The following is a 26,209-nucleotide window of genomic DNA, read 5'->3' as shown; positions in this document are numbered from 1 at the left end:
ATGGCTGATCGGCGCACGCTCGTCACGCTGTCCTTCGCCGAGCTCGTCGAGCGCTTCGGGCCGGTCCCCGACGGCGTCGAGCTGACCGTCTGGGACATGGAGGCGCCGAGCCCCCGCGCGGACGAGGTGACCATCGCAGTGCTGCCGTTCTTCTTCGAGGGTGGCCGGCGGTGGCAGTACCTCGCCGACCTGCCGAACGTCGCACTCCTGCAGCTGCCGAGCGCCGGGTACGAGCACGCGCTCCCCCATGTCCCCGACCACGCGGTGCTCGCGAACGGCCGGGGCATCCACGACGACGAGACCGCCGAGCTCGCGCTCGGGCTCGCACTCGCCTCGCTCCGGCAGATCGACACGTTCGCGATCGACCGCACGCACGAGGTCTGGGACACCCGTCCCTCGCGCTCGCTCGCGGAGCGGAAGGTGCTGGTGGTCGGCTACGGCGCGATCGGGCGGGCCATCGCGGACCGCTTCGAGGCGTGTCGGACCCACGTGACGGTGGTCGCCCGGACCGCCCGCACGCAGGACGGCCGCGACGTCGAGGCCTTCGCCGACCTGCCGTCTCTGCTCCCGGAGGCCGAGGTCGTCGTCCTCATCACCCCGCTCACCGAGGAGACCGAGGGGCTCGTCGACGCGGCGTTCCTCGCGGCACTGCCGGACGGGGCGCTCGTGGTGAACGTGTCGCGTGGCAAGGTCGTGGACACCGACGCGCTCGTCGCTGAGCTCAGGTCCGGGCGGCTCCGAGCGGGGCTCGACGTGACGGACCCCGAGCCGCTCCCGGCCGGACACCCGCTGTGGACGACGCCGAACACGGTCCTGACGCCGCACATCGGCGGGAACACCGACCTCAGCGTGCCGCGGGCGATCGAGCTGGTGCGCCGGCAGGTCGAGGCGCACCTCGCCGGCCGGCCGTTCGAGAACGTGGTGACGGGGCCGACCGACCGCTGACCGCCGGGTGCGGGGCGGGCGCGGGTCGCGCCTCCAGGCCGGGTCCGGCGGTGCGTTCCGGACTGGAGGGACGGTGCGGGCCCGCCTCGTCCGTGCGGCCTTCCTGCATTCCCACACCGATTCGGGACATGCAGCCCCCGAACGAACGGCGTCGGCTGTCCCGAACCGGTGGGGCTCGTCAGATCGCGACGACGCAGGTGGGGCTGCCGACCGGGATCTGCGTGATCGGGGCTCCTGGCAGGCCGTCGGCGCCCAGAGGGAGCACCGCGAGCGCGTCAGACCGCTCGTTCGCGACTACGATGACCGGTCCGTCATCGGTGTCCACGAGCGCGAAGTGCCGTGGCCAGGCGCCCCCGCAGTCGACCTCCGCCACCAGCGTCAGCGGGCCCGTCGCGTCGAGGACCGCGATCGTGTCCCGACCGCGGACGGCGACGTAGACGAGTCCCGCGTCGGTGACCTCGATGTGCGACAGGTACGACTCACCGGTCGATCCGGTGACGGTGGCGGCCTCGGCGATCGCGTCGTCGTCGCCCTCGGCGGCCGGCGTGCTCGTCGCAGCGCTCTCGACGGGGACGAGCGCTCCGGTGCCGTCCGGTCGGAGGCGGTGCACACGGCCGTCGAGTTCCCCGGCGACGATGAGGTCGTCGCCCCACCAGGCCATGTGCCGCGGGCCGACGCCGGGTGCGAGCGGGTAGCGGGTGACGGGTTCGAACCGACGGCCGCCGTCGGTGTCCTCGGCCAGGTGGAACCGGTGGATCGCGTCGCCACCGAGGTCGGACACCAGGACGTCGCCGTCCGGTGCGGCCACGGACTGGTGCGCGTGCGGACCGTCCTGGCGGTCGAGGACCGGCCCGGTGGCGGCGGGGAGCGAAGCCGTGCTCGTCCGACCGACCGCCGTGCCCGTCCGTTCGCCGGTCGTGCTGGTGCGCTCGCTGGTCGTGGTCGGCCGCCGGCTCGCCAGGGCGCCGACCGTGCCGGAGCTGTAGTTCGTCACGACGAGGGTGCCCGACCCGTCGAGCCGGAGGTGGCAGGGAGCGTCGCCGCCGCTCGGGGCGCTCCACAGGAGTTCCAGTGCTGCTCCGGCACGACCGAACGCGTGCACGCTGCCGGACTCGGTCTCGGCGACGGCGTACAGGCGGTCGTCGGTCACGACGATGAAGGACGGGTCGTCCACGACGGCGGCGGTGCTGACGCGGAAGGCGGTCGCGTCGCGGGCCGCAGTCCTGTCGCGGGGCTCGATGAAGGAGATCCCGGTCGAGTGGCCCCCGCTCGTCGACGTGTACGCACCGACGAACAACCGGAGGTCCGACAACGAGTGGGTCACTCGTCGCCGCCGGCGATGCGCTCGTGGTGGTGGATGACCTCGGCGATGATGAAGTTCAGGAACTTCTCCGCGAAGGCAGGGTCGAGGTGCGACTCGGACGCGAGGGACCGGAGCTTGGCGATCTGGATACGCTCGCGGTCCGGGTCCGATGGCGGCATGCCCGCGGTCGCCTTCAGGTAGCCCACGCGCTGGGTGTACTTGAACCGCTCCGCGAGCATGTGCACGACGGCGGCGTCGATGTTGTCGATGCTGTCGCGGATGCTCTGCAGCTCCTCGACGGCGGTGCGCTCGAACGGAGACCCCGACCGTGGTGGCGCTGTGCGGGACGGCGCTGTCTGCGGTCGTGCGCTGTGCTGCTGCGCGGTGTCGGGGGCGACCGCGGCGTCGCTCGGGGCAGGTTCGGGCTGCTGGGCGTCGCTCATGTCCGCAGCCTACCGGGACGGCCGACGGCCGACGGCCGGCGTCGGGGACGGGGACGGGGCCAGGTCCACAGGCCGACCGCGGACCTGGGAGGATGGTGGCATGTCGATCGTCCTCGGGATCTCGTGTGTGTTCGCAGTCCTCGCCGGACTCGTGCACGTGTACATCTTCTTCCTCGAATCCATCGCGTGGACCAACCCCCGAGTCCGTGCGGTCTTCGGGATCTCCACCGACGCCGAAGCACAGGCCACCAGGTCGTTGGCGTTCAACCAGGGCTTCTACAACCTGTTCCTCGCGATCGGTGCGGTGCTCGGAACCGTCCTCGTCGCCACCGGCAGCGGCACGACGGGCTGGCCGCTGGTGGTCTTCTCCGCGGCGTGCATGCTCGGGGCGGCCGTGATCCTCGCCGGGACCGGTCGGAAGTACCTGCGCTCGGCCCTCGTGCAGGGCACGTTCCCGCTCGTCGCGCTGCTGTTCGCGTTCATCGGGTCGATGCTGGTGGCCTGAGCGCCGATGGGCCTCGGAGCGTTCCGCACGCAGCTGCGTCGTTGGGCTGCGCTCTTCCCGGTGGGTTCGTGACGTGAACCGGACGGATCGCCTCTACGCCATCGTCGAGGAACTGCGCGCGGTGGCACCTCGTCCGCGCAGCGCCCGGTGGCTGGCGCAGCACTTCGAGGTGAGTGCTCGGACCATCGAACGCGACATCGGTGCCCTCCAGCAGACCGGGACGCCGATCTGGGCGGAACCCGGGCGCACGGGCGGCTACTGCCTCGACCCGCTCCGCACGCTCCCACCCGTGAACCTGACGCCGCAGGAGGCCGTCGCGATGGCCGTCGCGCTCGACGCCCTCGGCGCGTCCCCGTTCCGACAGGCAGCCCAGTCGGCGCTCCGGAAGCTCGTCGGTGTGATGACGGACGCGGACGCGGCGGCGGCCGAGGCACTGGCGCGACGGGTCCACCGCCTGGCAGACCAGGAGGAGACACCGCGAGTGCCTGCGGTCATCGCCGATGCGCTGTCCGCGGGCCGGGTCCTGCGGATCCAGTACCGGGACCGCGCGGGGGCCACGACGGCGCGCGAGGTCGAACCGCTCGGCTACGTCGTCTCGGGCACGAACTGGTACCTCATCGGCTGGTGTCGGCTCCGCGACGGCGTCCGGGCGTTCCGCACGGACCGGATCGACGGGACGGTCGCGACGCACGAGGTGCCGCCGCAGCGCGTGCTCCGGAGCGAGGACCTCGACATCCAGCACGGTGCGGTCCGCGCCATCACGCTCGGCTGAACGAGGACGGACGCGGAGCCTCGACGCCGTCCGGAAACACTGACATGGGGCTGTCGCGGACGACACCGAGACTGGGTGGAGCCGGGACGGACCCGGCGGGACGGACACCGCAATGAACCTCGTATCGATCCACATCATCACCGACGACGTCGACGCCTCCGCCGCGTTCTACGAACGCGTCACGGGGCTCTCTGCGACGCGTCTCACCCCGCAGTTCGCGGAGATCCGGACACCGTCGGGAACCCTCGCGATCGGGCACACGGCGACCGTCGCCCTGTTCGGTGCCGACGCCGCGCGCCCGGCGGACAACCACACGGCGATCATCGAGTTCCTGGTCGACGACGTCGATGCCACGTACGACCGGCTCCGAACCGCCGGAGCTGCCGGAACTGGCCGCACCGGCGGAACCGGCCGGGTGGACGTCGCCGGGCCCGACCTCGTGTTCGTCCAGGAGCCGACGACGATGCCGTGGGGCAACCGCTCGCTCCTGCTCCGGGACCCCGACGGCACTCTGGTCAACCTGTTCACCCCTGTCAGCGCAGCGGCGGTAGAGAGGTTCGCGGGTGTGCCACGCTGAGCACGACCGGTCGCCGTCAGCCGCTTCGGAGACACCGCGCGTTCGATCGGAGCATGCCCGACGCCATCGTGACCCCACGCGGGTTCTCCCACGTCCGCCTGACCGTCACCGACATCCACCGCAGCAAGGCCTTCTACCGGGACCTGTTCGGCATGGAACCGGGCAGCGACTTCAGCGACCAGATCGACGACCCGACCATCCACGACGACCCCGACCGGACGTACGGCGGATGCTCGTTCACGTTCGCCGGCCAGACACTCGGGCTGCGACCGGTCGCGGACCCCGGTGACACGTTCGACCCGAACCGGGTCGGGCTCGACCACGTGAGCTTCTCAGTGGGCTCGGTCGATGAGCTGCACACCGCCGCAGAGCGCCTGGACAACGCCGGCATCGAGCACGGTGCGGTGACGGACCTGCCCGCCTTCGGGCTGGTGATCCTCTCGGTGCAGGACCCCGATGACATCAACCTCGAGCTGGCAGCTCCGCGCGAGCACTGAGGCCGGCCGATCCTGAGCACTGAGGCCGGCCGTCCGTGCGGCGCGACCCGCCTCTGAGCGGCGAGTCGTGCCTCCAGTCCGACGCGGACGCGGACGCGGACGCGGCCTGCGGCTCAGCCGAGCTTGGCGGAGAACTGGTCGGGCAGCCGCTTCAACGACCAGAGCAGCGCCGGGACGGTCCCGGCGGAGAACGCCGAGCGCACACTCTGCTGCTGGAACACGATGTCGTGCCCGGCCTCGACCGACGGCACCTTCTGGAACAGGGGCGACGCCTCGGCCTGTTCGACGGTCTGGTAGATCGGCAGGATGACGGTCAGGTCCGCATCGAGCAGGTCGAGGTTCTCGTCGGACAGCTTCGCGGAGAACTGGTCACCAGCGAGCTGGTCGATCTTCTTCGGCTGCGTGAACCCGAGCTTCTTCATGTACTGCACGCGGGTGTCGTTCGAACTGTAGGCGCCGTAGCCCTCCGACGTGAACGCACCGATCACGGCGGTCTTGCCCTCGAACTCCGGGTGCGCCTTCCGCGCGGCGGCGAACGCCGTGTCGACCGACTGCAGGAGTTCCTTGCCCTTGGCGACCTTGCCGAGTGCCTTGGCGATCATCGTGACTTGCTGGGCGGTGGTCGCGGCGTAGTTCGCGCCACCCTTCGGCACCGCGACCGTCGGGGCGATCTTCGAGAGTGTGTCGTAGCGGGTCTTGTCGCCGGAGGAGTTGACGTCGAGGATCAGGTCCGGCTTCAGCGCGACGATCGACTCGTAGCTCGGTTCCAGGGTGCCGATGATCTTCGGGGACTTCGTGTACGCGTTCTTCAGCCACGGTCCGACCCCGTCTCCGCCGAAGGCGAGCCAGTCGCTCGCCCCGACGGGCTGGACGCCGAGGGCGAGGGCGGTCTCCGCGTCCCCCCAGCCGAGCGCGACGACGCGCTTGGGGGCGGCGTCGACGGTGGTCGTCCCGAAGGCCGTGGTCACCCTCGCCGGGAACGCTCCGCCGTCACTCGACGCGCTGGCGCCGGAGGACGGGGAGCCCGCGGAGCAGCCTGCGAGGACGAGGGTCGCGGCAACGGCTGCGCCGATGACGGCGAGGACGGATCGGAGGCGGCGCGCGGGCCGACGGGTCTGAGTCACAAAGGTAAGCCTAACCTAAATCCACGAACACGAGCGGCGCGCCCGAGGTGCTCGGACGACCCCTCACTCGGTGAAGATCACCCCGATCGGCTCACGCTTCTCCTCCTGGAACCGGTCCTCCGCACGCCCGAGCGCCCAGTACGCGGAGAGCGACATCGAGCGCTTCTCGACACCCCACTCGTCCTGCAGCAGCCGGCGGATCGCCTTGACGGCGGTGCGCTCCCCGTGCACGAACGCCTGGAGCCGCTCCGGACTGGAGGGACGCTGCAGTCCCCGGGCCGCCTCCAGCAGGAGCGTGCCCGGCTGGGCACCCGTGTCACCGCGGTGCAGCCAGGTGAGCCGGACACCGTCGGGATGCACGAGGTCGAGTTCGTCGGCGGTGCCGTCCACCTCGATGACGGCGGTCCCGACGGCGTCGACGGACATCAACTCGAGCGCAGCGGCGATGGCGGGGATCGCCGAGTCGTCGCCGAGCAGCAGGTGCACGGCATCACGGTCGGCCGTCGGCGAGTAGGTCCCGCCTGGGCCCGAGAGTGCGAGCAGGTCCCCCGGTGCTGCCGAAGCGGCCCACGGTCCGGCGATGCCGTCGTCGCCGTGCACCACGAAGTCGATCGCGATGGTCTCGGTGTCGTGGTCGACGCTCCGGACCGTGTAGGTCCGGCGCACCGGGCGGTCCTCCTTCGGGAGGCGGTCCTTCAGGTCGTCGAGGTCGTACGGGGGCACGAGTCCGAGCTCCGGCTTCGCGACCAGGAGCTTGACGTACTTGTCCGTCGATCGGAGCCGCTCGGGGTCCGCACCCGCGACGAAGGGCCCGAACGCCTCGCCTCCGAGGTGCACCCGGACCAGGTGCGGCGAGAGTCGTTCGGTGCGATCGACGACGAACACGTGCTGCTGGCGCTTGGGACGTACCGGGGAATCGGGCATGTGTCGGTTCTAGCAGTCGTTCCTCGGCGGGGCTCGTCGGCCGCGTCCCCCGCCCGGTCCGACCGGGACAGGCGGACCTGGTCGGGAACCGCACATCACGCCTCGGGACGGTCTACCCTCGGGCAGGTCGCATCACAGCGGCCCTCCCGGATCCGCCTCGGCACCGGGCCACGACGAGCATTGCTGCACGGGTCGCACAAGCACCGGCCGGTCTGGACCCGATGAACACGCTCACGACGGACCTGCCGATCGAGGTCGACGACGTCGTCGCGGCGCTCGCACGCGTGGAGGTGTCCGACGCGATGCTCCGGTCTCGGCTGCGGGCCCACCTCGGGATCAACAGCACCGACCTCGCGGCGCTGCAGTACATCGACCGGTGCGAGACGGCGGGGCGCGGTGCGTACGCGAAGGACCTCGCTCCCCTCCTCGGGGTCACGAGCGCCGCGATGACGACGATCCTCGACCGCCTCAGCAGTGCCGGACACGTGCAGCGCGAACCGGACCCGGCGAGCAGGCGGACCCGTCTGCTCACGCTGACGAGCGGCACGCGGAGCCAACTCGCGACGACGATCGGCGAGACCCAGGGCAAGCTCCGCGACCTCGTCGAGTCGATGAGTCGGCGTGACCGCAGTCGCGCAGTCCGTCTGATGGACGACATCCGTGCCGCGCTCGACGCCGGCGCCGCGGACACCGACGAGGCGCAGCACCCGACGGACTGAGTTCCGGCGCCCTCGGAGCGGGGGCTCCGTCGCGTATCCGATCCACGCACGCCACGCCCTGATTGTTCAGAATTCGAGCGGTCGAGCTGGTGTGAACAGTCCTCGCGCAATAGCCTCGGGTGGTCGAGGCTCATCACAGGCTTCGGTCGACGAACCGCCGCGCAGCGGCACGAACGCCTGCATCACGTGGGCACCGTCGGCACGAGAACCCTCGATCGACGAGCGGCGCATCCCGCCGGAACGCACGGCTCCAGGACCGGTCCACGATCCCGGAGTCACTCCCCCAACAGCACCGGCCGCTTCCCGAGCCGGAATCCGACCCGCGATGCACGCGGGCCCCACCGTTTCCACGATCTCATCCGAGATCCGTCGGCCCAGACCCCGCCGTCACTCTGCGAAGAGTGCACCCCGCGAGGCCCCCGCACCCCGGGGGTTCGTCTGCAGAATCCGTCAGGACGACACCATGCGCGAACACCAGCACGACCTCCAGACCCTCCGCCGGTCCGCCTCCGAGTGGCGACGCCGCGGACTCACCCCGCCAGAAGCGATCGAGGCGATGGTCACCGCCCGCATCAACAGCGGACCGTTCCCACACGCCGGCGGTGCCCAGGACCCGGCGTACGCGGACTTCTTCTCCGAGGCCGCGCTCCTCGACGGGCGGATGGACAGCGACACGCTCGCTGACGAAGCTCGATCCGCATGATGCGACCGCACGATCTCGCGACCCGACACGAGGGCGTGTGGACCCGGCTCGAGCAGCTCGTCAACGTCTTCGCACGCGACCGCGTCACGCCCCGGCCGAGCACCCCGACCAAGGACGCACGCGAGCCCGACTGACCGGCGAGCCGTCCCGACCGGCGAGCCCGGTTCGACGTGGCGTCACCAGCCGACGATGCCGTGCCGATCGTGGAACTCCCCCGTCGGACCGTCTGCCCCGATCGTCGCCATCGCCACGATCGCGTCGGTGCCCTCGGTCACCGTCTGCGGTCCTGAGTTGCCGTTGAACTCCGTCGCCGTGTACCCGGGGTCGACCACGTTGATCCGGACGTCGGGCACGAACTTGGCGTAGACCGTCGTGAGCATGGTCAGCGCCGCCTTGCTCGCGCTGTACGCCAGCGTCGGCAGGGTCGATTCGATCCGGTCGTCGTCGGCCCGCACCGCGAACGACCCGAGGCCGCTCGCCACGTTGACGATGACCGGCTGCTCGGATCGGCGGAGCAGCGGCAGGAACGCGTGTGTCATCCGGACCGCGCTGACGGTGTTGGTGTCGAGGACGCTCGCGATCGCGGGACCGTCGACGTCCTCGATCGCCGTCATGCCGCCCGAGATGCCCGCGTTGTTCACGAGGACGTCGATCGTGCCGTAGCGCTCCGCGAGTGCGTCCGCCGCGCCACGGACCGATGCATCGGAGGTCACGTCGAGCTGGACCCAGTCCACGCCGAGTTCCTCTGCTGCTGCCCTGCCACGCTCCGGGTCGCGTGCGCCGATGACCACGGTGTGGCCGATGTCGCGGAGTCGCCGCGCCGTCTCGTGTCCGAGTCCCTTGTTGCCGCCGGTGATGAGTGTCGTCGTCATGGATCGAGTGTGACCCCGCGGAGCTGTACGACCATGTGCCCTGTCCGTCCCTGTGCACAGCAGTACCACCCAGCGGGGCTGTGGAGGAGAGGATGATCGGACCATGGCCGACCGAGGTGACTTCGCGACCCTGGTGCGCGCATGGCGCGACCGTCTCCAACCGGCTGCTGTGGGCCTCCCGTCCGGTCCCGGCCGCCGCGCATCCGGCATCCGACGTGAGGAACTGGCCATGCTGGCCGGCATCTCCGTCGACTACGTCGTCCGGCTCGAGCAGGGACGCGCCGACAGCCCGTCGGACCAGGTCGTGTCCTCGCTCGCGCGGGCGCTCCAGCTGTCAGCGTCGGATCGCGAACAGCTGTTCGTCGCCGCCGGTCTCGCACCGCCGATGCCGTCGACGGTGCCCACCTTCGTCCCGCCGAGCATCCAGCGCCTCATCGGCCGACTCCCCGACGTCGCCGTCGCCGTCTACGCGGCCGACTGGACCGTGCTCATGACGAACGCCGCGTGGGACTCCGTCCACGGCCGGATGCCGACCGCGGGTCTCGAGCGGAACCTGCTCTTCCGGCACTTCTCCGGCATGTCGGACCGCCTGGTCCGGCAGGCCGGCGAGGCCGACAGGTTCGAGCGTGCGATCGTCTCCGACCTGCGGATCACCACCATCCGGTACCCGGAGGACCGGGCCCTCCGCGAACTCGTCGCACGGCTGCAGCGCCTGAGCGAACGATTCCGCGCACTGTGGGCCGACGTCCAGGTCGCGCACCACCAGACCGAGCACAAGACGGTCGACCACCCGGTCGTCGGTCCGATCACCCTCGACTGCGACGTGCTCGCGGTACCGGGCGCCGATCTGCACGTCGTCACGTTCACGGCAGAGCCCGGGAGCGAGGACGCCTCGCGCCTCGATCTCGCGCGCACGCTCGGGGCGTCGGAGCCGGCGACCCTCCCGACCCCGGCCACCGTCGACACCGCGCACGCCCGGCAGGGACAGGACGCTCGCCAGGGTCAGGAACCCCGCCGAGGCCAGGACGCCCGGCAGGGTCAGGACGCTCGCTAGGGTCGGACCGTGCACCTCAGCGACCCGACCAGAACCCGACTCGCCGTCCTCGGATCCCCGATCGGGCACTCGCTCTCGCCGACCCTGCACGCCGCGGCGTACCGGGTGCTCGACCTGCCGTTCGAGTACGGCCGGCACGAGGTCGTCTCGGGCGAGCTCGAGGGGTTCGTCGCGGGGCTCGGTGCCGAGTGGCGCGGACTCAGCCTCACGATGCCCCTGAAGCGCGAGGTCCTGCCCATGCTCGACCGCACGACGCCGCTCGTCGACCAGCTCGGTGTCGCGAACACGCTGGCCTTCCGCTCCGAGGGCCCCTCGACCGTGCTCGCCGGCGCCAACACCGACGTCGACGGCATGGTCCGTCCGGTCCAGGCCCTCGGGCACCTCCCCCGCGAGGCGACGATCCTCGGCGGGGGTGCGACCGCGGCGAGTGCGGTGTCGGCGTGCCACCGCCTCGGAGCGACCACCGTCCGGGTGTTCGTCCGCGACACGGCGCGTGCCGCGCACCTCGTCGACCTGGCGGTGCGGCTCGGGGTCACGATCGAACTCGACACGTTCGGTGCGCTGCCGTCATCCGGCCCGCACGCGTTCGTCGTCTCGACGCTGCCCGGCGGCGCAGCCGACGACCTGGTCGTCACACCCTCCGGAGCGGATGCGGTGCTCCTCGACGTCGCCTACGACCCGTGGCCCTCGGCGATCGCGGAACGCTGGCGGGCGGCCGGCGGGCGGACCCTGAGTGGTCTCGACATGCTGGTCGAGCAAGCGATCGGACAGATCCGGTTCTTCGTCGGGGACGACACCGAGACCCCGCTGCCCCGCGAGGACGCGGTGCGCATCGCGATGCGCACGTCCGTCAGGCTGCCTGCGGCGATCGACGGCTGACGCCGGACACGGCCGGGAGGCACGACACGCGCCCGGTGCGACGACCGACGCCCGACAGCTGGCCGGGCTGGGCAGGGTCGTCGGTCAGTCGACGATGCCGTCCACGTAGAACCAGCGCCCGGACTCCCGGACGAACGAACTCGTCTCGTGGAGCTCCCCCCGCGCCTCCGGTGTCCGCCAGAACGCCCGGAACTCCACCACGCCGGCGGTGTCGAACGGACCCCCGGCCGACGTCCGGACGACGTCGAGACGCTGCCAGCGGGTGTCGGGGTCCAGGTCGAGCTCCGTCGGCCGTGTCCTCGGGTGCCAGGTGGTCAGCAGGTACTCCGGGAGGTCCCGGGCGAAGGCCGAGAACCGGGAGCGCATGAGCCGCTCCGCCGTGGGCGCGGTCGCACCGGCGTGGAGCGGACCGCAGCACTCGTCGTAGGGGTTGCCGCTGAGGCACGGGCACCGATCGGAGGGCATGCCACCAGGCTACGGCCGAGTTCCCCGAGGTGTGGCGGACCGTGGTGCGCGGTCCGGGCTCAGTCGACGAGCGAGAGCGTGACCTCGACGTTGCCGCGGGTCGCGTTCGAGTACGGGCAGACCTGGTGCGCGGCGTCGGCGATCTCCCGGCGGCGCTCCGCGGGGACCTCCGGCGCGTAGATGTCGAGCTCGACCGCCAGGCCGAAGCCCCCGGAACCGTTCGGGCCGATGCCCACCGACGCCGAGACCGCCGCGTCCGAGGTGTCGACCCCGAGCTGCTTGCCGACCAGGTGGTACGCCCCGAGGAAGCACGCCGCGTACCCCGCCGCGAAGAGCTGCTCGGGGTTCGTGCCCGCGCCGTCGCCACCCATCTCCTTCGGCGGACGGGTGTCGAAGTCCAGCTGGTCGTCCTCGCTGCGGACGTGGCCGTCGCGACCGCCCCCGGTGGCGTGTGCGATGGCGGTGTAGGCGATGTCGAGCGTCATGCACTCACCCTCGTGCCGCCCGCCTGGACGATCCCTGGAGCTCCCGTGTGCGCGCCGTGTCAGGCGGAGAACGCGAACCGGGGCCGGGCGTGTCCGGACCCCGCGAGGTCGGCGAGCATCTCCCCGAGGAGCGGCGCGAACTTGAACCCGTGCCCCGAGAACCCCGTCGCGACGACGATCGGGCCCGTGCGGTCGAGCACGAAGTCCTCGCTCGGGGTGTTGTCGTAGAGGCAGCTGATCGGCGCGATGGTCGAGGTGTCCGCCCCGGGGACGAACCGCTCGACGTACTCCACCAGGGCGCGGAGCATGTCGTGGTCCGGCTCGGTACGCCTGGTGTCGGCGTCGATCACCGGACCGGTGCCGTGGAAGCCGACCTTGACGCCCTCGCCCGGGGTGAAGAGGCCGTAGACCCCGTGCGTCGACGGCTCCGCGATCGGATGGTGCACGAAGCTCGGCCATGATCCGGCGGGCACGTCCGTCGCGAAGTGGGCCGGCTGCTCCTCGGTGACCCGGACGTCGGGGAGCCGGACACCCCGTGCCCCGAGGGTCGGACCGAGCAGCGGGTGCGCCCAGGACCCGACCGCGGCCACGACGCTCGCCGCGCGCAGGACCTCGCCGTTCCGGAGCTCCACCACGGCGTCGCCGTCCGCACCCGCTCGGACCGCGGAGACCGGTGTCTCGAACCGGAGCTCGGTGCCGTCGCGTTCGGCGAGCGTCAGGAACGCCTCGACCGCATGATCGGAACGGATCCGTCCGGCGCTCGCGTGCGCGAGGACGCTGCCCTCGAACACCAGACCGGGCCACCGTGCGGATGCATCGGCCGGCGACAGGCGCTCGTACGGCACGCCCGCGTCGGCGAGTGTGCGGGCGATCGCGTCGATCACGTCCGGCCGCCCGTGGTCGACCCCACCCGTGAGCGTCAGCAGGTCCTCACCGATCTCGGACTCGAGTTCGCGCCAGAGTTCGAGCGACCTCGTGGTCATCGTCACGTACTCGGGGTCGGGGTACCCCTGCCGGAAGATCCGCGATGCCCCGTGCGACGACCCGCGGTCGTGTCCGCGTGCGAACTGCTCGACGAGCACCACCCGCCGCCCGCGTGCCGCGAGTGCACGCGCGGTCGCGGCGCCGATGACACCTGCCCCGATGACGATGTGATCCGGTCGTTCCATGGCGCAACGCTACCGGCGGGAGCGGCGAGCGGGGCTACTCGGTCGTGTGACCCGACGGCCGGTCGGCCGCGGACGCCCGGCGGAGCACCCCGGAGAACAGGGCGCCGAGCACACCGGCCACCATGACGACCAGGGGCGGAGCGATGGTGGCGCCGATGAGCAGGCTCACCACCAGGAAGGCAGCGCCGAGCACGACGATGCCGAACGACACCCGGAGGATGGCGATACGGGTGCGGCGACGGGCCCGAGGGCTGCCGTCACGGTTCGTCCGCTGGTGGTCTGCGGCGCGATCGATGTTCGAGTCGGTGATCATCAGGGTCCCTTCCGGGAGTCCGTGCGTGTTCGGGTCGCATGGACGGGACATCGACGGATTCGGGTCGCCGATGTGGTCTCTCGACGGGTTCGGGCCGTCGAGATGGAGCGGGAGCGTCGCGGCTCCCACGCGGGTCCACGGCGTTCGGTCACCGTGGTGGGTACACGGTGGCGGGGCACCGCGGCGGGTTCTCGGTCCTGAACTCCCGAGGACGCCGACAGTACGGTCCGCACCTGGGCGTCGGGTCGGCATCATCCGCGAAACGCCCCGACGTGCGGACATCCGCAGGGTTCCTGCGGTCGTGTCGCCGACCGTCGGTCGCCCCGGGACCGCCCCGGGACCGCCCCGCAGTCCGCGGCGGCTCCGAAGAGATGGCATGACCAGGGACCGACGAGGGAGCACCGCACCGGCCCGACGGCTCGGACTGGAGGGACGGCGCACCTTCCCCGCGCAGCTCCGGTCCGCGACGGGGCCGGCTCGGCGACGCCTGCTGGCCGGGCTCCCGATGATCGCCGGGATCGTGACCGCGATCGGCGTGGCCGTCGCGGTGCTGACCGCCGAGCCGGCGAGCGATGGCCGGACGGTCGCCCCTGCTGCCGTCGGGGTGGTCCTCGGGGTGGTCGTCGCCCTCGTGTCGGGCGTCGCCGTGGCCGCGCTGGTGACCTACGCCGTCGCGCGGGTCTTCCTGGTCCGCGACGCCGCTGCGGTCACCGCCCCCGCGTGGCAGCACGACGGGATCCTCGTCGGACACACCGGCCCGGACGCCGAACCGCTGTCGCCCGAGCTCGCGGGACCGCTCGCGGCGGCCGCCGACGCCGCGGAGGCCCGGATGGTGTGGGGCGTCGTCGTCGGATGGGCGCAGTGCGTGTTCGGGGCTGCGGCGTTCGTGGTGGTCGTGGTCGGCATGGTCGTCGGAGCCGGCGTCCCGTGGATCCTCGCACTCGTGACGTTCATCATCGGCGGACTCGGCCAGGACATGGCGGCCAGGAGCACCAGGACGCTCGGACGTGTCGCGGAGGCCAGGCGTCGCGTCGCGGAGGCCAGGCATCGCATCGACGAGCAGCCTCCCGCCGCACCGCACGGTCCCGACGTGCTCCCCCGTGCGATGCCGGCGGCGCCTGCCGTGGTGCGCGGACCGGGACCGCTCGATGTCTCGCGGCGGACCGCACGTCGGATGCCGCCGCGGTCACCCGGGCGGGGCTCGTCGCTCGAGCTCCCGGGCGAGTGACCATCGGCCGACGACACGACCGACGACACGGGGAACGGCTCGTGGCAGGTGTCGCCGGTTCCGGGCAGACTGGGGCCATGTGTGGTCGATTCGTCGTGTCCGACACCACCGCGGACCTGCTCCCGGAACTCGTCGGCGAGCTCGCTTCCCGGACCGAGCACGTCGACCAGGACACGGGCGTGGTCGAGACCGGCCTGATCACGAGCTACAACGTGGCGCCGACCGACCGGGTCAACGCCGTCCGGCAGTTCCGAGGGACCCGCGAGCTGCCGGCGATCTCGTGGGGGTTCGTGCCGTCGTGGGCCAAGGACTTCTCGAAGCAGCGCCCGAAGCCGATCAACGCCCGCATCGAGACCGTCGCGACCTCGGGCATGTTCCGCCGGGCGTTCGCGTCCAACCGGTGCATCGTCCCCGCCCTCGGCTACTACGAGTGGGTGGTCACCGAGACCGGCAAGGAGCCGCACTTCGTCCACCGCCCCGACGGTGCCATCGCGATGGCCGGGATCGTCAGCGCCTGGCCCGACCCGACGAAGCCCGACGACGACCCCGACAAGTGGCTGCTCTCGCTCGCGATCATCACGCAGGACGCGCACGTCGCCCCTGGCGAGGTGCACGACCGCATGCCGGCGTTCCTCACCCCGGCCGGGTACGACGACTGGCTCGGTGACGGCATGGGGACCGACGACCTGCTCGGCCTCCTCGACCGCGAGTCGCACGAGGTCGCGGCGGACCTGACCCAGTACGAGGTCGCCCGGACGGTGAACTCCGTGCGGAACAGCGGCCCGCACCTCATCGAGCCGGTGGCCTGAGCCCACCGCAGGCCGGAACCCGCCGCACAGCCGGAACTCGCCGCACAGCCCGCGGCCGGACGGTGTCAGTCCTCGAGGATCCGGATCGTGTCCCGCATCCCCGCGGCGGCGTCCGGCGCGAGTGTCCCCGTCCGTGCGAACTCGGCCCACAGCGCGCGGACGCGACGACCCCGACGGTCGATCTCCGCCCACGGTGTCGTCCCGATGAGCGCCGTGCCGGACCACGCCCGCTCGGTGCCGAGCAGCAGCGGCAGGTCCGTGATGTGCGCCGGGCCGAGCTCGGAGCCCTCCGGTGCCCAGTGCAGCTCGTAGGACACCGCCCGACCCCCGGCGGCACGGTGTCGCGCGGCGAACCGCCTGGCGTCGGCGGTGTAGATGCGATGCGTGGTCGCCCGGACGAGCCACCGACGGAGGAGCCGACCGACGAGCGGCACCCTGCCGAGGTACCGAACGGGTGCGACGAGCACCGCGTAGAGCCCGGTCTCCTCGGACGTCGAGCCGATGAGCAGGTCGACGTCGGGTGCAACGGCCTCCCACGCCCGCTCGCGGTCGACCTCGCCGGGCAGTGGCGCATGCCCGTACTGGGTGCCGAACGGCATGCCGCCGCGGAGTCCGAACCGGAGCGCGGCCCGCTCGGCCCTCGGCTGCAGCGCGAGGACCTCGTCCGTCGGCGCCGTCCTCGACGGGATGCCCGTCGCCCGGAGCATCGCGCGCGACATCGCCGCACGACGACGCCCGAGCCCGAGCGGGGCGCTCTGCACGACCACCCGTCGGAACAGCCCGGCGGCACCGTCGCTGATCATCAGGTGCGCGATCGCGTCGGCTCCGGACGACTGCCCGAAGAGCGTCACGAGGTCGGGGTCACCGCCGAAGGACGCGATGCAGTCCTGCACCCATCCGAGTGCGGCGAGGATGTCGAGCAGCCCCAGGTTCGCCGGCACGTGTGCACCGTCGCCGAGGAACCCGAACATCCCGAGCCGGTACGTGACCCCGACGACGACCACCCGCTGCTCCGTGACGAACGACACCGGATCGTAGATGTCGACGTCCCCGGCACCCGTGACGTACGAACCGCCGTGGATCCACACCATCACGGGCAGCCGCTCGTCGGCCTGCACGTCGACCGGCGCGGTGACGGTCAGGCGGAGGCAGTCCTCGGACGCCGTCATGTCCGCGCCGGCACCGGCGAGCAGGACCTCGATCGCCGGGGAGGAGAGCTGCGGGCTCGCGGGCGCCTGCGTCTCGGCCCGGAAGGGTTCCGTCGTGGGTGCGGTGCGACGGGGCGCGGCGAACCGATCGGCCTCGGCGTACCGGATGCCCCGCGCCCGGACGACGCCGTCCCGGTGCGAGACGGCGGCGACCACCGGGCCGAACGGCGTCGCGACGGTGCGGGTGGTGTCGTCCATCGGTGCGTCGGTCACCCGTCCACCGTGCCACACGTGGGCCTACCCGCATCACGGACGCACCCGGCGCACGATGCACTGCGCGACGCCGCGACGCGACCGGGCCGGACCGACGACACGACGACGCCCCGCGGCCGGAGCCGCGGGGCGTTCGAGTCGTGCCGAGGCGGTGCGTCAGCGGATCGGACGGATGACCCCGGGGAGCATCACGTGCAGGTGGGCGCCGAGACGACCCTGCGCCTCGTCGAGGGTGCGGAAGTCACCGACGTACTGACCGAACGTGTCGGACGCGAAGAAGTGGCCGTTCTGCTGGTCCACCGTGCCGCCGTAGTAGCCGCCGTAGCTCGCCACCCAGAGACCGGAATCGGCCTCGCTCCAGACGATCTCGGCACGGGCAGGGGTCGTTCCCTCGGATGCTGCCGCCTCTGCCTCGAGGATGGCGATCGTGTCGACGGTCTCGGTGTCGAGGGTGAGCTCGGTGGTTGCGATCGTCATGCTCATGACTGGCTCCTTCTGCGTTTCGGGGTACGACTTCGTGCTGTGCTCAACCGTACGGAAATCGTGCAGTGAGCACCAGCCGAGCCCTGCTTTCCCGGTGTTCTCGGAGTCGGAGCATCAGTACCGCACTGGTACTTCCCGCGGAAACCCGGGCTGGTCGCAACTGGGGTACCCGGTTTCGGGGTACAGGGGTACACGCGGGGGACGACCGTTGGTCGCGTCTTCCGGACAGTGCTCCGATGCCGGGGACGACACCCCCGGGCGCCGGAACCGGCCACGGACGGTACCGGACGCTGCCCCGGGGCGCCGGAACCGCCGACAGACGGACGGGAGGCCCGGTACCAGCTGGTACCGGGCCTCCCGTCCGTCTGTCGGCGCGTCAGCGCTCGTCCGCACCCAGCAGGTCGTGCCGCACCACGATCGCGTCGCGGCCGGGGCCGACCCCGATCGCGGAGATGCGTGCGCCGGACATCGCCTCGACCGCGAGCACGTAGTCCTGCGCGTTCTTCGGCAGGTCGGCGAAGCTCCGCACGCCGGTGATGTCCTCGCTCCACCCGGGGAGCTCCTCGTAGATCGGCTTCGCGTGGTGGAAGTCCGACTGGGACACCGGGACCTCGTCGACACGGACGCCGTCGACGTCGTAGGCGACGCAGACCGGGATCGTCTCGAGGCCGGTCAGGACGTCGAGCTTCGTCAGCACGAAGTCCGTCACCCCGTTGATGCGCGCCGAGTACCGCGCGATGGGCGCGTCGTACCAGCCACAGCGACGCGGGCGACCGGTCGTGGTCCCGAACTCGAAGCCGTTCGCCCGGAGGAACTCCCCCGATGCGTCGAACAGCTCGGTCGGGAACGGGCCGGCCCCGACGCGGGTCGTGTAGGCCTTGACGATCCCGATGATCCGCTCGAGCCTGCCCGGGCCGATCCCGGACCCGGTCGCGGCCCCGCCGGCGGTGGCCGATGAGGACGTGACGAACGGGTAGGTGCCGTGGTCCACGTCGAGCATGGTCGCCTGACCGGCCTCGAACAGGACGGTCTTGTCCGCCTCGAGCGCCTGGTGGATCTCGAGCGCGGTGTCCGCGACCATCGGCTCGAGGCGGGCGGCGTACGAGCGGAGCGACTCGACGACCTCGTCCACGTCGATCGCGCGCCGGTTGTAGATCTTCACGAGTAGGTGGTTCTTCTGGTCGAGGGCCGCCTCGACCTTCTGCCGCAGGATGTTCTCGTCGAAGATGTCCTGGATGCGGATGCCGACGCGGTTGATCTTGTCCGCGTAGGTCGGGCCGATCCCGCGCCCCGTCGTCCCGATCTGACGCTTGCCGAGGAACCGCTCCGTGACCTTGTCGATGGTGCGGTGGTAGTGCGTGATGACGTGGGCGTTCGCGGAGACGCGGAGCTTCGAGACGTCGACGCCGCGGGCCTTCAGCGCGTCGAGCTCCTGGAACAGCACCTCGAGGTCGACGACGACGCCGTTGCCGATGACGGGCGTGACGCCCTCGGTGAGGATGCCGGAGGGCAGCAGGTGCAGGGCGTACTTCTCGTTGCCGATGACGACGGTGTGCCCGGCGTTGTTGCCGCCGTTGAACTTGACGACGTAGTCGATGCGGCTGCCGAGGAGGTCAGTGGCCTTGCCCTTGCCCTCGTCACCCCACTGCGCCCCGATGATGACGGCTGCGGGCATGGTGGTTCTCCTCAATCTCTGCGGAGGACCTCCCCGACCGGGCTGCCGGCCGGTGGTCCACCCAAGTCTATCGACCGGGCGGCAGAGTGCGACCCTGCCCGTGGCCCGAGGTACTTCCACTCCTGAACTATCCGTTTTGCGGGAGTCACCCGCCCCCCGTTGAGGGGTAGAACGATCAGCGGCCGGAGAGCGTCCCGAAATTGACGTAACGTCGCATGCACATCGCGCGCTTGCCGGCGCCCGGTTTCAGCGGTCGCTTCCCTGGCGACCTGCACGAGGTCCCGCCACCCGAGCGGACCACTACACCACCCGGACTCCGGGAACGGAGCAGTGGGGCACATCGCTGTGCTCTCGTGCGCTCAACAACAGGAAGAGTTCCACACATGCAGAAAGCCCTCTGGACCAAGAAGGCCGTCACCATCCCGGCGTGCGCAGCACTCGTCGCCGGTGCGTTCACGTTCGCCGCCACCCCCGCGTTCGCCGACCCGGCGGACCTCTCGATCACCTCGCAGTCCGTCTCCGGTCGTGTCCTGACCGTCAACGGAACCGGCACCCCGGGCGAGAACGTCATCCTGCAGAAGGGCTTCCCGGCAGAGCGGATCCCCGTCGGCGACGACGGCACCTGGCAGATCACCTACACAATCCCCGGCACCGACTACGACCAGCACACCTACGAGATCGACCAGCAGAACGGTCTGAACTCGGACGGCAGCGTCAACGTCACCGCAGCAGCCGAGGCACCGGTCGCGGCGTTCGCCGTCACCAGCCAGTCCGTCGACGGCCGTGTCCTCACGGTCAACGGCACGGGCAACCCGGACAACAAGGTGCAGCTCCTCACCGGCAACGGCAACGAGTTCGTGCAGCGCAAGAACATCAACGCCGACGGCACCTGGACGATCACCTACACGATCCCCGGCACCGACACCGACTCGCACACCTACGGCATCCAGACGGTCACGCAGGATCTGCGCGACCAGGGCACCATCAACGTCACCGCGGCCGCCGAGGCCACCCCGGTCAACACCGTCTTCGCGATCACCGGCCAGTCGGTCAAGGGCCGCACCCTCACCGTCTCCGGCACCGGCGACCCCGCCGACACCGTGCAGATCGACGCCGGCTTCCCCGTGGTCCGCCACGACATCGCGGACGACGGCACCTGGAGCTTCACCTACGAGATCCCGGGCACCGACACGGACGCACACACCTACACGATCCTCGAGGAGGCAGCCAACCTCTCCGTCGTCGCGCAGGGCACGGTCACCGCGTCGGCCGAGGCCGTCACCCCGGCGTCGCAGTTCTCGCTGACCAGCCCGACCGACGGGGACACCGTCGACTCGCGCACCGTCACGTTCACGGGGACCGGCACGCCGGGCGACCTCGTCAACGTCCTCGCCGAGGACGGCACCCGTGCCGCTCCCCAGACGCAGGTCGATGCCGACGGCAACTGGAGCGTCGTCGGGACCTTCTCCGACTCCGCAGCCGTCACGCAGAACCTGTCGGTGAACCAGTTCGGTGGCGGACAGGGCCAGGGCAACGTGACCTTCACGATCACGCTGCCGGCCGTCGCCGTCACCCCCGGTGGGCCGACGACCGACCCGACCACCCCGGCAGACCCCGCCGACCCGACCAACCCGGTCACCGGCGGCGGCACCGTCTCCGTCCCGGTGGGCGGCGGCACGGCGGCGACGCCGAACCTCCCGGTCGTCAGCGGCTGATCGAGGCACAACGATGACGGAACCGGGCCAGCGTGCTGCTGGCCCGGTTTCGTCGTTCCCGTCGCCGACCACCGGTGACACGCGATCCCCCAGCAGTCCCGACGACCAGCGCGACCCCCTGGAACCATGACCTCTCAGAACCCCTCCGCCCGCCGACGCACCCTGCTCATCGTCGGCGTCGCGATCGTCCTGCTCGCGGTCCTCGCGGCGTTCCTGATCCCGGCGGCCCTCCGCTCGACGGCGAGCCCGGCGCCGTCCACCTCGGCGTCGACGACGTCCGGGCCCTCCGCCTCAGCGAGGCCGCCGTACCGCGCACCGGACGCCGACACGATCGCCGCGCTGCCCGAGGCGCGCTACAACGCGGTGATCGGCGGACTGCTCCCGTACTACGAGAGCGGGATCACGAAGGCCTCGAGGTCGTCGTACACGATCTCTGCCGACGCACCGCTCTACGGAGCCGATCAGCAGACCGCCGTCGCGAGGCTCGCCGCGAAGAACTTCCTGAACGAACCGACGGTCGTCGTCCCCGTGCGGTTCGACGGCCCGTGGGCGCTCGTGCTCACGCCGAGCCGGCAGCAGCTCCCGTCCGTCGCGCCGAACGGCTCCGCCGCGCAGACCGTCGCGTGGATGCGCAAGGACCTGCTCACCAAGGGGACCACCCTCGAGATGCACGTGTCGATCTCGGTGAGCAAGCAGACCGTGTCGATCGTCGACGCCGCGGGCAAGGTGGAGCAGTCCTTCCCGGCGGGTGTGGGCGCATCCGGCACACCCACACCGACCGGGGTCGTGGGGTACATCGAGGCGCGGTACCTGGACCCGGCGCAGAACCAGACGGTGCACCCGATCAACCTGACGTCGCTGCACTCGGCGGCCGCCGACGAACCCTACGGCGGCGAGGACGGCGGGCTCATCGGGGTGCACTACGAGGCGCAGGCGACGGGCGACATCTCGCACGGGTGTGTCCGCCTGTCGAGCACCGGCGTGGACGCGGTCAACCAGCTCCCGCTCGGCACGCTCGTCGAGATCACGGCCTGATCCGGATCAGCGGGCCCGGTCGTCCGAGCGAGCCACTGCTCGGGTCACATGCGGACGACGTCCGCGTCGCCCGGGTCGAGCGGGGTCCGCGACGCGCTCTCCGACATGTCCGCGTTGCGCAGACGCGGGGAGACGTGCACCGATGACGAACGGGAGGGACGGTGCCAGCTGGCACCGTCCCTCCCGTCCGGATCGGATCCGTCCCGACCGGGCCGGACCGTCCGTCCGGCCCGGTGCTCGGTCGCGGGCGACCGGTGCTGCTAGCGCCGCGTGACCGGCCTCGTGCGGTCCGTCGTCGCCGTCCCGGGCAGGTAGCCCTTCGCGGTCGCCGTGATGGTCACCGAGATCCGGTGCCCCTGGTCCGCCTTCACGAGCTCGTACCGCGCGCCGGTGGCCGTGGCGATCGGCGCACCGTCACGCAGCCACTGGTAGCTGTACTGGACCTTCTTGGCGTTCCACCGACCCTCGTGGGCGGTGAGCCGGTGTCCGACCCGCGGCGTCCCGCTGATGAAGGGCTCGCTGCCCTTCTTGAGCGTCAGCGTCGGCGTCGTCACCGTGGTGGAGGTGGCCAGCACCTGTGCCTGGTTGTCCGTCGCGTTGTGCAGGTGGAGCAGGAGCACGCGGGCGTCGGACGCGGCCGCCCGGTTGACGGTGATCGCGCCGGAGTCCGCGAAGAGCGGACCGGCGGCCGTGCCCTGCGTGAACCAGAGCGCTGGGGCGTACGGGTCGAACGTCGCGGTGTTCGTGGTGTCGACGACGTAGTCACCGCTCGTGGCGAGCGACGGGGCGTACTGCGACTCCGTCTGCACCGAGTAGTCGAACGCGGTGTCCGCCGAGTCGGCCGAGTACCCGAGGGCACTCAGCGCGACCGGCAGGACCTTGACCGAGCTGTCGAACGTGTTGACGTCCTGACCCGGAGCGCCGCCGTTCAGCGGTTCGGCGTCGACGGTCTCGCCGGTCGCCAGGTCGATCGTCGTCGCGAACGTGGCGTCCACGACGGCCGACTTCGAGTCGTACGTCAGGAAGTCCGGCGTGCCGTCGCGGTCGGTGTCGATGAGGACCTCGACGTTCGTGACCGCACCGGGGTTCGCGTCCGGCCCGTTCGTCTGCACCCCGAAGGACACGACGCCCGTCGACTTGTCCATGAGCCCGGTGGTGTCGGTGCTCGCACCGAACGTCCGGACGTCAGCGGCCTCGAGCGACTGCTTCGCCGATCCCTCGGGGAACGACTCGGCCGGGTCGGTGCCGCCCAGGACGAACGGCGCCGCCAGCGCGGTGTACCCGGTCGTGCCGGTGCCCTGAGCGAAGGTCTTCCCGGTCAGGGTCAACGGAGCGGTCGTGTCCTGGTCCTTGAAGACCACGTCGGACCCCTGCACGGCACTCACCGGCTTCGGCGCCGCGAAGGTCGCGAGCCGCAGCGGGTTGTACTTCTTGTCGGTCGGGGTGAACGTGACGAGGCCGGTGGCGGCCGCGACGAACTCGCGGTCGTAGCCGGACTGCACGGCCTCCTGCGTCGGGTCGATGACCTTCCGGAGCAGCGTCGGGTCGGGGATCGCCATGGTGAGCGTGACCGTGGCGGTGCCGTGCGGCACGACCGTGACGCGCTTGGTGTTCACCGTGAAGGTCACGCCGGGCTGTGCGACGCGTGCCTCGTAGGCGACGTCGTACGTGTGCGGCCGACCGTCGGTGTTCTTGATCTGCAGGGTCCGGGTCTGCGTCGTGGCGGACTGCACCCCGACGACGCCGAACGACGCTGTGACCAGCTGGTCGTTCTGCACGGAGCGGACCGTGGTCCCCGCGGTGACGGCCTGGAGCGCGTCGACGCGACCGGTGCCCTGGCGCAGCAGGTTCGCGTCCTGATCGCCGTCCTGCACGTCGTGCGTGGCGGTGTTCATGAGCGCGGCCTTGACGTCCGGTGCGGACCAGGTCGGGTGCGACTCGAACGTCAGTGCGGCGATGCCCGCGGTGTGCGGGGTGGCCATCGACGTGCCGGAGAGCGACAGGCGACCGTTGCCGGTGCCCGATGCCGCGGAGATGACGTTCACACCGGGGGCGGCGATGTCCGGCTTGACGATCTGGTCGAACGACCCGTGCACGCCGCGGCTCGTGAACGACGCGAGCGTGTTCACCGAGTCCGCGTCGATCGCGAGCTCGGAGCCCTTGAGGTCGTCACGGAACTGCACGTGCAGCGTGCCGGCGGTGGCAGCGGCCTGGAGGCTCGTCACGGCATCCAGCGTCAGCTCGGCTCCCGGGACGGTGGTGTTCCCGGCGATGCCGGAGTCGAAGCTGTTGACCGTGCCTGCGAGCAGGACCCCGACACCGCCCGCGGCGGCGACGTTGGTGAACCGGACGCCGGAACCGCACTCGAGCGCGGCATCGGTCCACTTGAGCCAGACGACCTTGCCGGCGATCGCCGCGGCGTCATCGGCGCCGAACGCGGTGCAGCCGTCCGGGTCCGCCGCGCTCGGGACGACGACGTCGCCCTCGACCGGGAGCGTGCCCTGGTAGTTCTGCGAGTACTGCGCGCGGACGTTGCCGGTCTTGTCGGACGGCGCGGTGACGGCGACGGCGTCGAAGAGGCTCTGCCCGGTGGCGGCTGCGGCGACCGTGAGGGCACCCTCCGCGTTCCCCGGGCTGCCACCGATGTCGGTGAAGTCGTCGGCGTTGCCGTTCGCGATCACGGGGAGGACCCCGCGGGCGGTGAGGGCGTCGATCTTGGCGTTGTCCGGGTCGTCCGGTGCGCCGTAGTCGGAGCCGAGCGACAGGTTGATGACGTTGATGTCCTTGCCCTCGGTGAGCGCCTGACCCACCCAGTCGAGCGCGGCACCCGTCAGGTTCGTCGAGCCGCCGGCGTCGCCGAACACCTTCAGGGCGTAGAGCCCGGCCTCCGGGGCCGTGCCGGGACCGACGTACATGTCCTGGATCTTCTGGTTCGTGAGCTTCGTGTAGTCGCCGTCGAACGTGGTCCGGTCGGCGTTCAGCCCGTAGCCCGCTGCGGTGCCGGAGACGTGCGTGCCGTGCTCGCCGCCGCGTCCGTCGATCGGGTTGTCGTCCGGCGCCGGGGTCGGGTCGTAGGTCGCCGGGTCGGTGTCGTCCGCGTTGTACGTCGGGCCGGCGAAGTCGTAGCCGCCGAGGAACTTCGCATCGTCGTAGGAACCCTTGGTCGGCGCCGCGGTGTTCGCGAGGGCGGCGTCGTAGGCGGCGACCGTGCCCGGACCGCCGAAGTCGGCCTGCGTGTAGTCGAGGCCGGTGTCGATGACGGCGATGTTCACGCCCTTGCCGGTCTTGCCGGTCTGCTGCCAGGCGTCGAGCGAGCGGGTGTAGATGTCCGACGCGGCGTTCTTCGGGCTGACCCCGTCGGCGCCGGGCTTCACCATGTCCGGGTCGACCCCGCTCGGTGCGGCACCGTCGGTGACCTCGGTCGGGTCGCTGACCTGCTTGCTCGTCAGGGGCAGGATGCTCTGCACGTCGGAGCGCTTGGCGATCTCGCGCAGGGTGCTCGCGTCGGCGACGACCGCGACACCCGGGACCGTGTACGCCGTCGAGTAGAGCTCGTCGGCCGAGCCGTCCTTGCTCTTCACCGCGGCGGTGACTGCGTCCGTGGTCTTCTCGATGGCCGTCACGCGCTGCTTGGCTGCGGCGGACTGGACTGTCGAGCGCGCGAGGTCACCACCCTTCGCCGCGGCGTCGACCGCGAGGGCACCGTCGCCCGTCGTGCGGATGAACGCCGCGATCGGGCCGGACGCCTTCTTGATCGGGGCCGTGAGCTTCAGCGCGGCGACCTCGGCGCTCCCGAGCGGGGCGGCCTGGGCGACGCCGCCGGTGAGCGCGAGTCCACCACAGGCGATCGCTGCCGCGGCCACCATCGTGGTGACCGTCCGGGCAGAACGACGAGCGAAGGAGTGGGATGGGGTGTGCTTCGGGTGTGGTGCTCGTGGTGCAGAGGTCACGGACGCTCCTGGGCAGTGTTGTGGAGAACAGTCTTCGAAAACTATTCGTGGATGCTCAGGAACGCAGTCCGCACTTTGGGGGACGCCCCTCGTTCGGGGGTGATCTCGCGATACAAGTTGCACACCGCTGTGCAACTTATTACG

Annotated in this window: 27 protein-coding genes; 14 read left to right on the top strand and 13 right to left on the bottom strand. The window is 71.2% G+C overall.

Annotated features, from left to right (window positions below; genetic code table 11):
- The gene (locus tag ASF23_RS14940; protein WP_055955354.1) at positions 1 to 945 is read left to right on the top strand and encodes a 2-hydroxyacid dehydrogenase; all 945 of its coding nucleotides are present in this window, start codon (positions 1 to 3) and stop codon (positions 943 to 945) included.
- A gap of 178 nt (positions 946 to 1,123) precedes the next feature.
- On the opposite strand, the gene ASF23_RS14935 is transcribed toward ASF23_RS14940, so the two are convergent.
- Both ASF23_RS14935 and ASF23_RS18975 read right to left on the bottom strand, forming a co-directional pair.
- Complete coding sequence (locus ASF23_RS14935) at positions 1,124 to 2,269, bottom strand: lactonase family protein (protein ID WP_055955352.1); 1,146 nt, start codon at positions 2,267 to 2,269, stop codon at positions 1,124 to 1,126.
- Positions 2,266 to 2,691: a chorismate mutase gene (locus tag ASF23_RS18975; protein WP_082474204.1), complete on the bottom strand. Its 426-nt coding sequence runs from the start codon at positions 2,689 to 2,691 to the stop codon at positions 2,266 to 2,268. Before ASF23_RS18975 ends, ASF23_RS14935 begins: the two co-directional genes overlap by 4 nt.
- 100 nt (positions 2,692 to 2,791) lie before the next feature.
- Between ASF23_RS18975 and ASF23_RS14925 the strand changes: the two genes are divergently transcribed.
- The 4 genes from ASF23_RS14925 (at position 2,792) to ASF23_RS14910 (ending at position 5,042) form a co-directional block, all read left to right on the top strand.
- The gene (locus ASF23_RS14925; protein WP_055955350.1) at positions 2,792 to 3,196 is read left to right on the top strand and encodes a DUF1304 domain-containing protein; all 405 of its coding nucleotides are present in this window, start codon (positions 2,792 to 2,794) and stop codon (positions 3,194 to 3,196) included.
- Between the two features lie 73 nt (positions 3,197 to 3,269).
- The gene (locus ASF23_RS14920) at positions 3,270 to 3,968 is read left to right on the top strand and encodes a helix-turn-helix transcriptional regulator (RefSeq protein ID WP_055955348.1); all 699 of its coding nucleotides are present in this window, start codon (positions 3,270 to 3,272) and stop codon (positions 3,966 to 3,968) included.
- A gap of 112 nt (positions 3,969 to 4,080) precedes the next feature.
- Positions 4,081 to 4,545 carry a VOC family protein gene (locus tag ASF23_RS14915; protein ID WP_055955345.1) on the top strand — a complete coding sequence of 155 codons (465 nt, stop codon included), beginning with the start codon at positions 4,081 to 4,083 and terminating at the stop codon, positions 4,543 to 4,545.
- A 53-nt stretch (positions 4,546 to 4,598) separates the two neighbouring features.
- The gene (locus ASF23_RS14910; protein ID WP_055955343.1) at positions 4,599 to 5,042 is read left to right on the top strand and encodes a VOC family protein; all 444 of its coding nucleotides are present in this window, start codon (positions 4,599 to 4,601) and stop codon (positions 5,040 to 5,042) included.
- A gap of 113 nt (positions 5,043 to 5,155) precedes the next feature.
- Here the strand turns inward: ASF23_RS14910 and ASF23_RS14905 are convergent, their stop codons facing one another.
- Both ASF23_RS14905 and ASF23_RS14900 read right to left on the bottom strand, forming a co-directional pair.
- A complete protein-coding gene (locus tag ASF23_RS14905) occupies positions 5,156 to 6,166 on the bottom strand; it encodes an iron-siderophore ABC transporter substrate-binding protein (protein ID WP_055955340.1) in 1,011 nt (336 codons plus the stop codon).
- Between the two features lie 63 nt (positions 6,167 to 6,229).
- Entirely contained in the window at positions 6,230 to 7,090 is an 861-nt protein-coding gene (locus tag ASF23_RS14900) for a siderophore-interacting protein (RefSeq protein ID WP_055955337.1), read from the bottom strand.
- 221 nt (positions 7,091 to 7,311) lie between these two features.
- Here ASF23_RS14900 and ASF23_RS14895 point away from each other — a divergent pair, with 221 nt between their 5' ends.
- From ASF23_RS14895 to ASF23_RS18970, 3 genes are all read left to right on the top strand, one after another.
- Complete coding sequence (locus tag ASF23_RS14895; RefSeq protein WP_055955334.1) at positions 7,312 to 7,809, top strand: MarR family winged helix-turn-helix transcriptional regulator; 498 nt, start codon at positions 7,312 to 7,314, stop codon at positions 7,807 to 7,809.
- A 463-nt stretch (positions 7,810 to 8,272) separates the two neighbouring features.
- The gene (locus tag ASF23_RS14890) at positions 8,273 to 8,512 is read left to right on the top strand and encodes a hypothetical protein (protein WP_055955332.1); all 240 of its coding nucleotides are present in this window, start codon (positions 8,273 to 8,275) and stop codon (positions 8,510 to 8,512) included.
- Positions 8,512 to 8,646, top strand: coding sequence for a hypothetical protein (locus ASF23_RS18970; protein ID WP_268750860.1), 135 nt, complete (start codon positions 8,512 to 8,514; stop codon positions 8,644 to 8,646). The genes ASF23_RS14890 and ASF23_RS18970 overlap by 1 nt, the downstream gene beginning before the upstream one ends.
- A 42-nt stretch (positions 8,647 to 8,688) precedes the next feature.
- Here ASF23_RS18970 and ASF23_RS14885 read toward each other — a convergent pair whose 3' ends face one another.
- Positions 8,689 to 9,384: an SDR family NAD(P)-dependent oxidoreductase gene (locus ASF23_RS14885; RefSeq protein ID WP_055955330.1), complete on the bottom strand. Its 696-nt coding sequence runs from the start codon at positions 9,382 to 9,384 to the stop codon at positions 8,689 to 8,691.
- A gap of 103 nt (positions 9,385 to 9,487) precedes the next feature.
- Here ASF23_RS14885 and ASF23_RS14880 point away from each other — a divergent pair, with 103 nt between their 5' ends.
- Entirely contained in the window at positions 9,488 to 10,438 is a 951-nt protein-coding gene (locus tag ASF23_RS14880) for a helix-turn-helix domain-containing protein (protein ID WP_082474203.1), read from the top strand.
- Between the two features lie 9 nt (positions 10,439 to 10,447).
- A complete protein-coding gene (locus tag ASF23_RS14875) occupies positions 10,448 to 11,317 on the top strand; it encodes a shikimate dehydrogenase family protein (RefSeq protein ID WP_055955327.1) in 870 nt (289 codons plus the stop codon).
- Positions 11,318 to 11,401: 84 nt separating this feature from the next.
- On the opposite strand, the gene ASF23_RS14870 is transcribed toward ASF23_RS14875, so the two are convergent.
- The 4 genes from ASF23_RS14870 to ASF23_RS14855 are packed head-to-tail and all read right to left on the bottom strand — an operon-like array spanning position 11,402 to position 13,749.
- Positions 11,402 to 11,782, bottom strand: a complete 381-nt coding sequence (locus ASF23_RS14870) for a YchJ family protein (RefSeq protein WP_055955324.1) — start codon at positions 11,780 to 11,782, stop codon at positions 11,402 to 11,404.
- Between the two features lie 59 nt (positions 11,783 to 11,841).
- A complete protein-coding gene (locus ASF23_RS14865) occupies positions 11,842 to 12,267 on the bottom strand; it encodes an organic hydroperoxide resistance protein (RefSeq protein WP_055955321.1) in 426 nt (141 codons plus the stop codon).
- Between the two features lie 59 nt (positions 12,268 to 12,326).
- Positions 12,327 to 13,436, bottom strand: coding sequence for an FAD-dependent oxidoreductase (locus ASF23_RS14860; RefSeq protein WP_055955318.1), 1,110 nt, complete (start codon positions 13,434 to 13,436; stop codon positions 12,327 to 12,329).
- Positions 13,437 to 13,470: 34 nt separating this feature from the next.
- A complete protein-coding gene (locus ASF23_RS14855) occupies positions 13,471 to 13,749 on the bottom strand; it encodes a hypothetical protein (protein ID WP_156364545.1) in 279 nt (92 codons plus the stop codon).
- Positions 13,750 to 14,125: 376 nt separating this feature from the next.
- Here ASF23_RS14855 and ASF23_RS14850 point away from each other — a divergent pair, with 376 nt between their 5' ends.
- Positions 14,126 to 14,977, top strand: coding sequence for a hypothetical protein (locus ASF23_RS14850; protein ID WP_055955314.1), 852 nt, complete (start codon positions 14,126 to 14,128; stop codon positions 14,975 to 14,977).
- 77 nt (positions 14,978 to 15,054) lie between these two features.
- On the top strand, positions 15,055 to 15,786 hold the full coding sequence (locus ASF23_RS14845) for an SOS response-associated peptidase (RefSeq protein ID WP_055955564.1): 732 nt from the start codon (positions 15,055 to 15,057) through the stop codon (positions 15,784 to 15,786).
- A gap of 65 nt (positions 15,787 to 15,851) precedes the next feature.
- Here the strand turns inward: ASF23_RS14845 and ASF23_RS14840 are convergent, their stop codons facing one another.
- The 3 genes from ASF23_RS14840 to ASF23_RS14830 form a co-directional block, all read right to left on the bottom strand.
- Positions 15,852 to 17,207 (bottom strand): carboxylesterase family protein, encoded by a 1,356-nt coding sequence (locus ASF23_RS14840; protein ID WP_055955311.1) that lies wholly within the window; start codon positions 17,205 to 17,207, stop codon positions 15,852 to 15,854.
- Positions 17,208 to 17,363: 156 nt separating this feature from the next.
- Positions 17,364 to 17,690 (bottom strand): hypothetical protein, encoded by a 327-nt coding sequence (locus ASF23_RS14835; protein ID WP_055955308.1) that lies wholly within the window; start codon positions 17,688 to 17,690, stop codon positions 17,364 to 17,366.
- A 376-nt stretch (positions 17,691 to 18,066) separates the two neighbouring features.
- Positions 18,067 to 19,365 carry an adenylosuccinate synthase gene (locus ASF23_RS14830; protein ID WP_055955305.1) on the bottom strand — a complete coding sequence of 433 codons (1,299 nt, stop codon included), beginning with the start codon at positions 19,363 to 19,365 and terminating at the stop codon, positions 18,067 to 18,069.
- Positions 19,366 to 19,748: 383 nt separating this feature from the next.
- Between ASF23_RS14830 and ASF23_RS14825 the strand changes: the two genes are divergently transcribed.
- Together ASF23_RS14825 and ASF23_RS14820 are read left to right on the top strand one after the other, a co-directional pair.
- Positions 19,749 to 21,080, top strand: a complete 1,332-nt coding sequence (locus ASF23_RS14825; protein WP_055955302.1) for a hypothetical protein — start codon at positions 19,749 to 19,751, stop codon at positions 21,078 to 21,080.
- 126 nt (positions 21,081 to 21,206) lie between these two features.
- Positions 21,207 to 22,115: a L,D-transpeptidase gene (locus ASF23_RS14820; protein ID WP_055955299.1), complete on the top strand. Its 909-nt coding sequence runs from the start codon at positions 21,207 to 21,209 to the stop codon at positions 22,113 to 22,115.
- 260 nt (positions 22,116 to 22,375) lie between these two features.
- Here the strand turns inward: ASF23_RS14820 and ASF23_RS14815 are convergent, their stop codons facing one another.
- Complete coding sequence (locus tag ASF23_RS14815) at positions 22,376 to 26,065, bottom strand: S8 family peptidase (protein WP_156364544.1); 3,690 nt, start codon at positions 26,063 to 26,065, stop codon at positions 22,376 to 22,378.
- Between the last annotated feature and the right edge of the window lie 144 nt (positions 26,066 to 26,209).

The organism is Curtobacterium sp. Leaf261, from assembly GCF_001422205.1.
Classification (GTDB): Bacteria; Actinomycetota; Actinomycetes; order Actinomycetales; family Microbacteriaceae; genus Curtobacterium.
The sequence above is the reverse complement of the archived record's forward strand: the minus strand, read 5'-3'. Positions and strand labels throughout refer to the sequence as shown.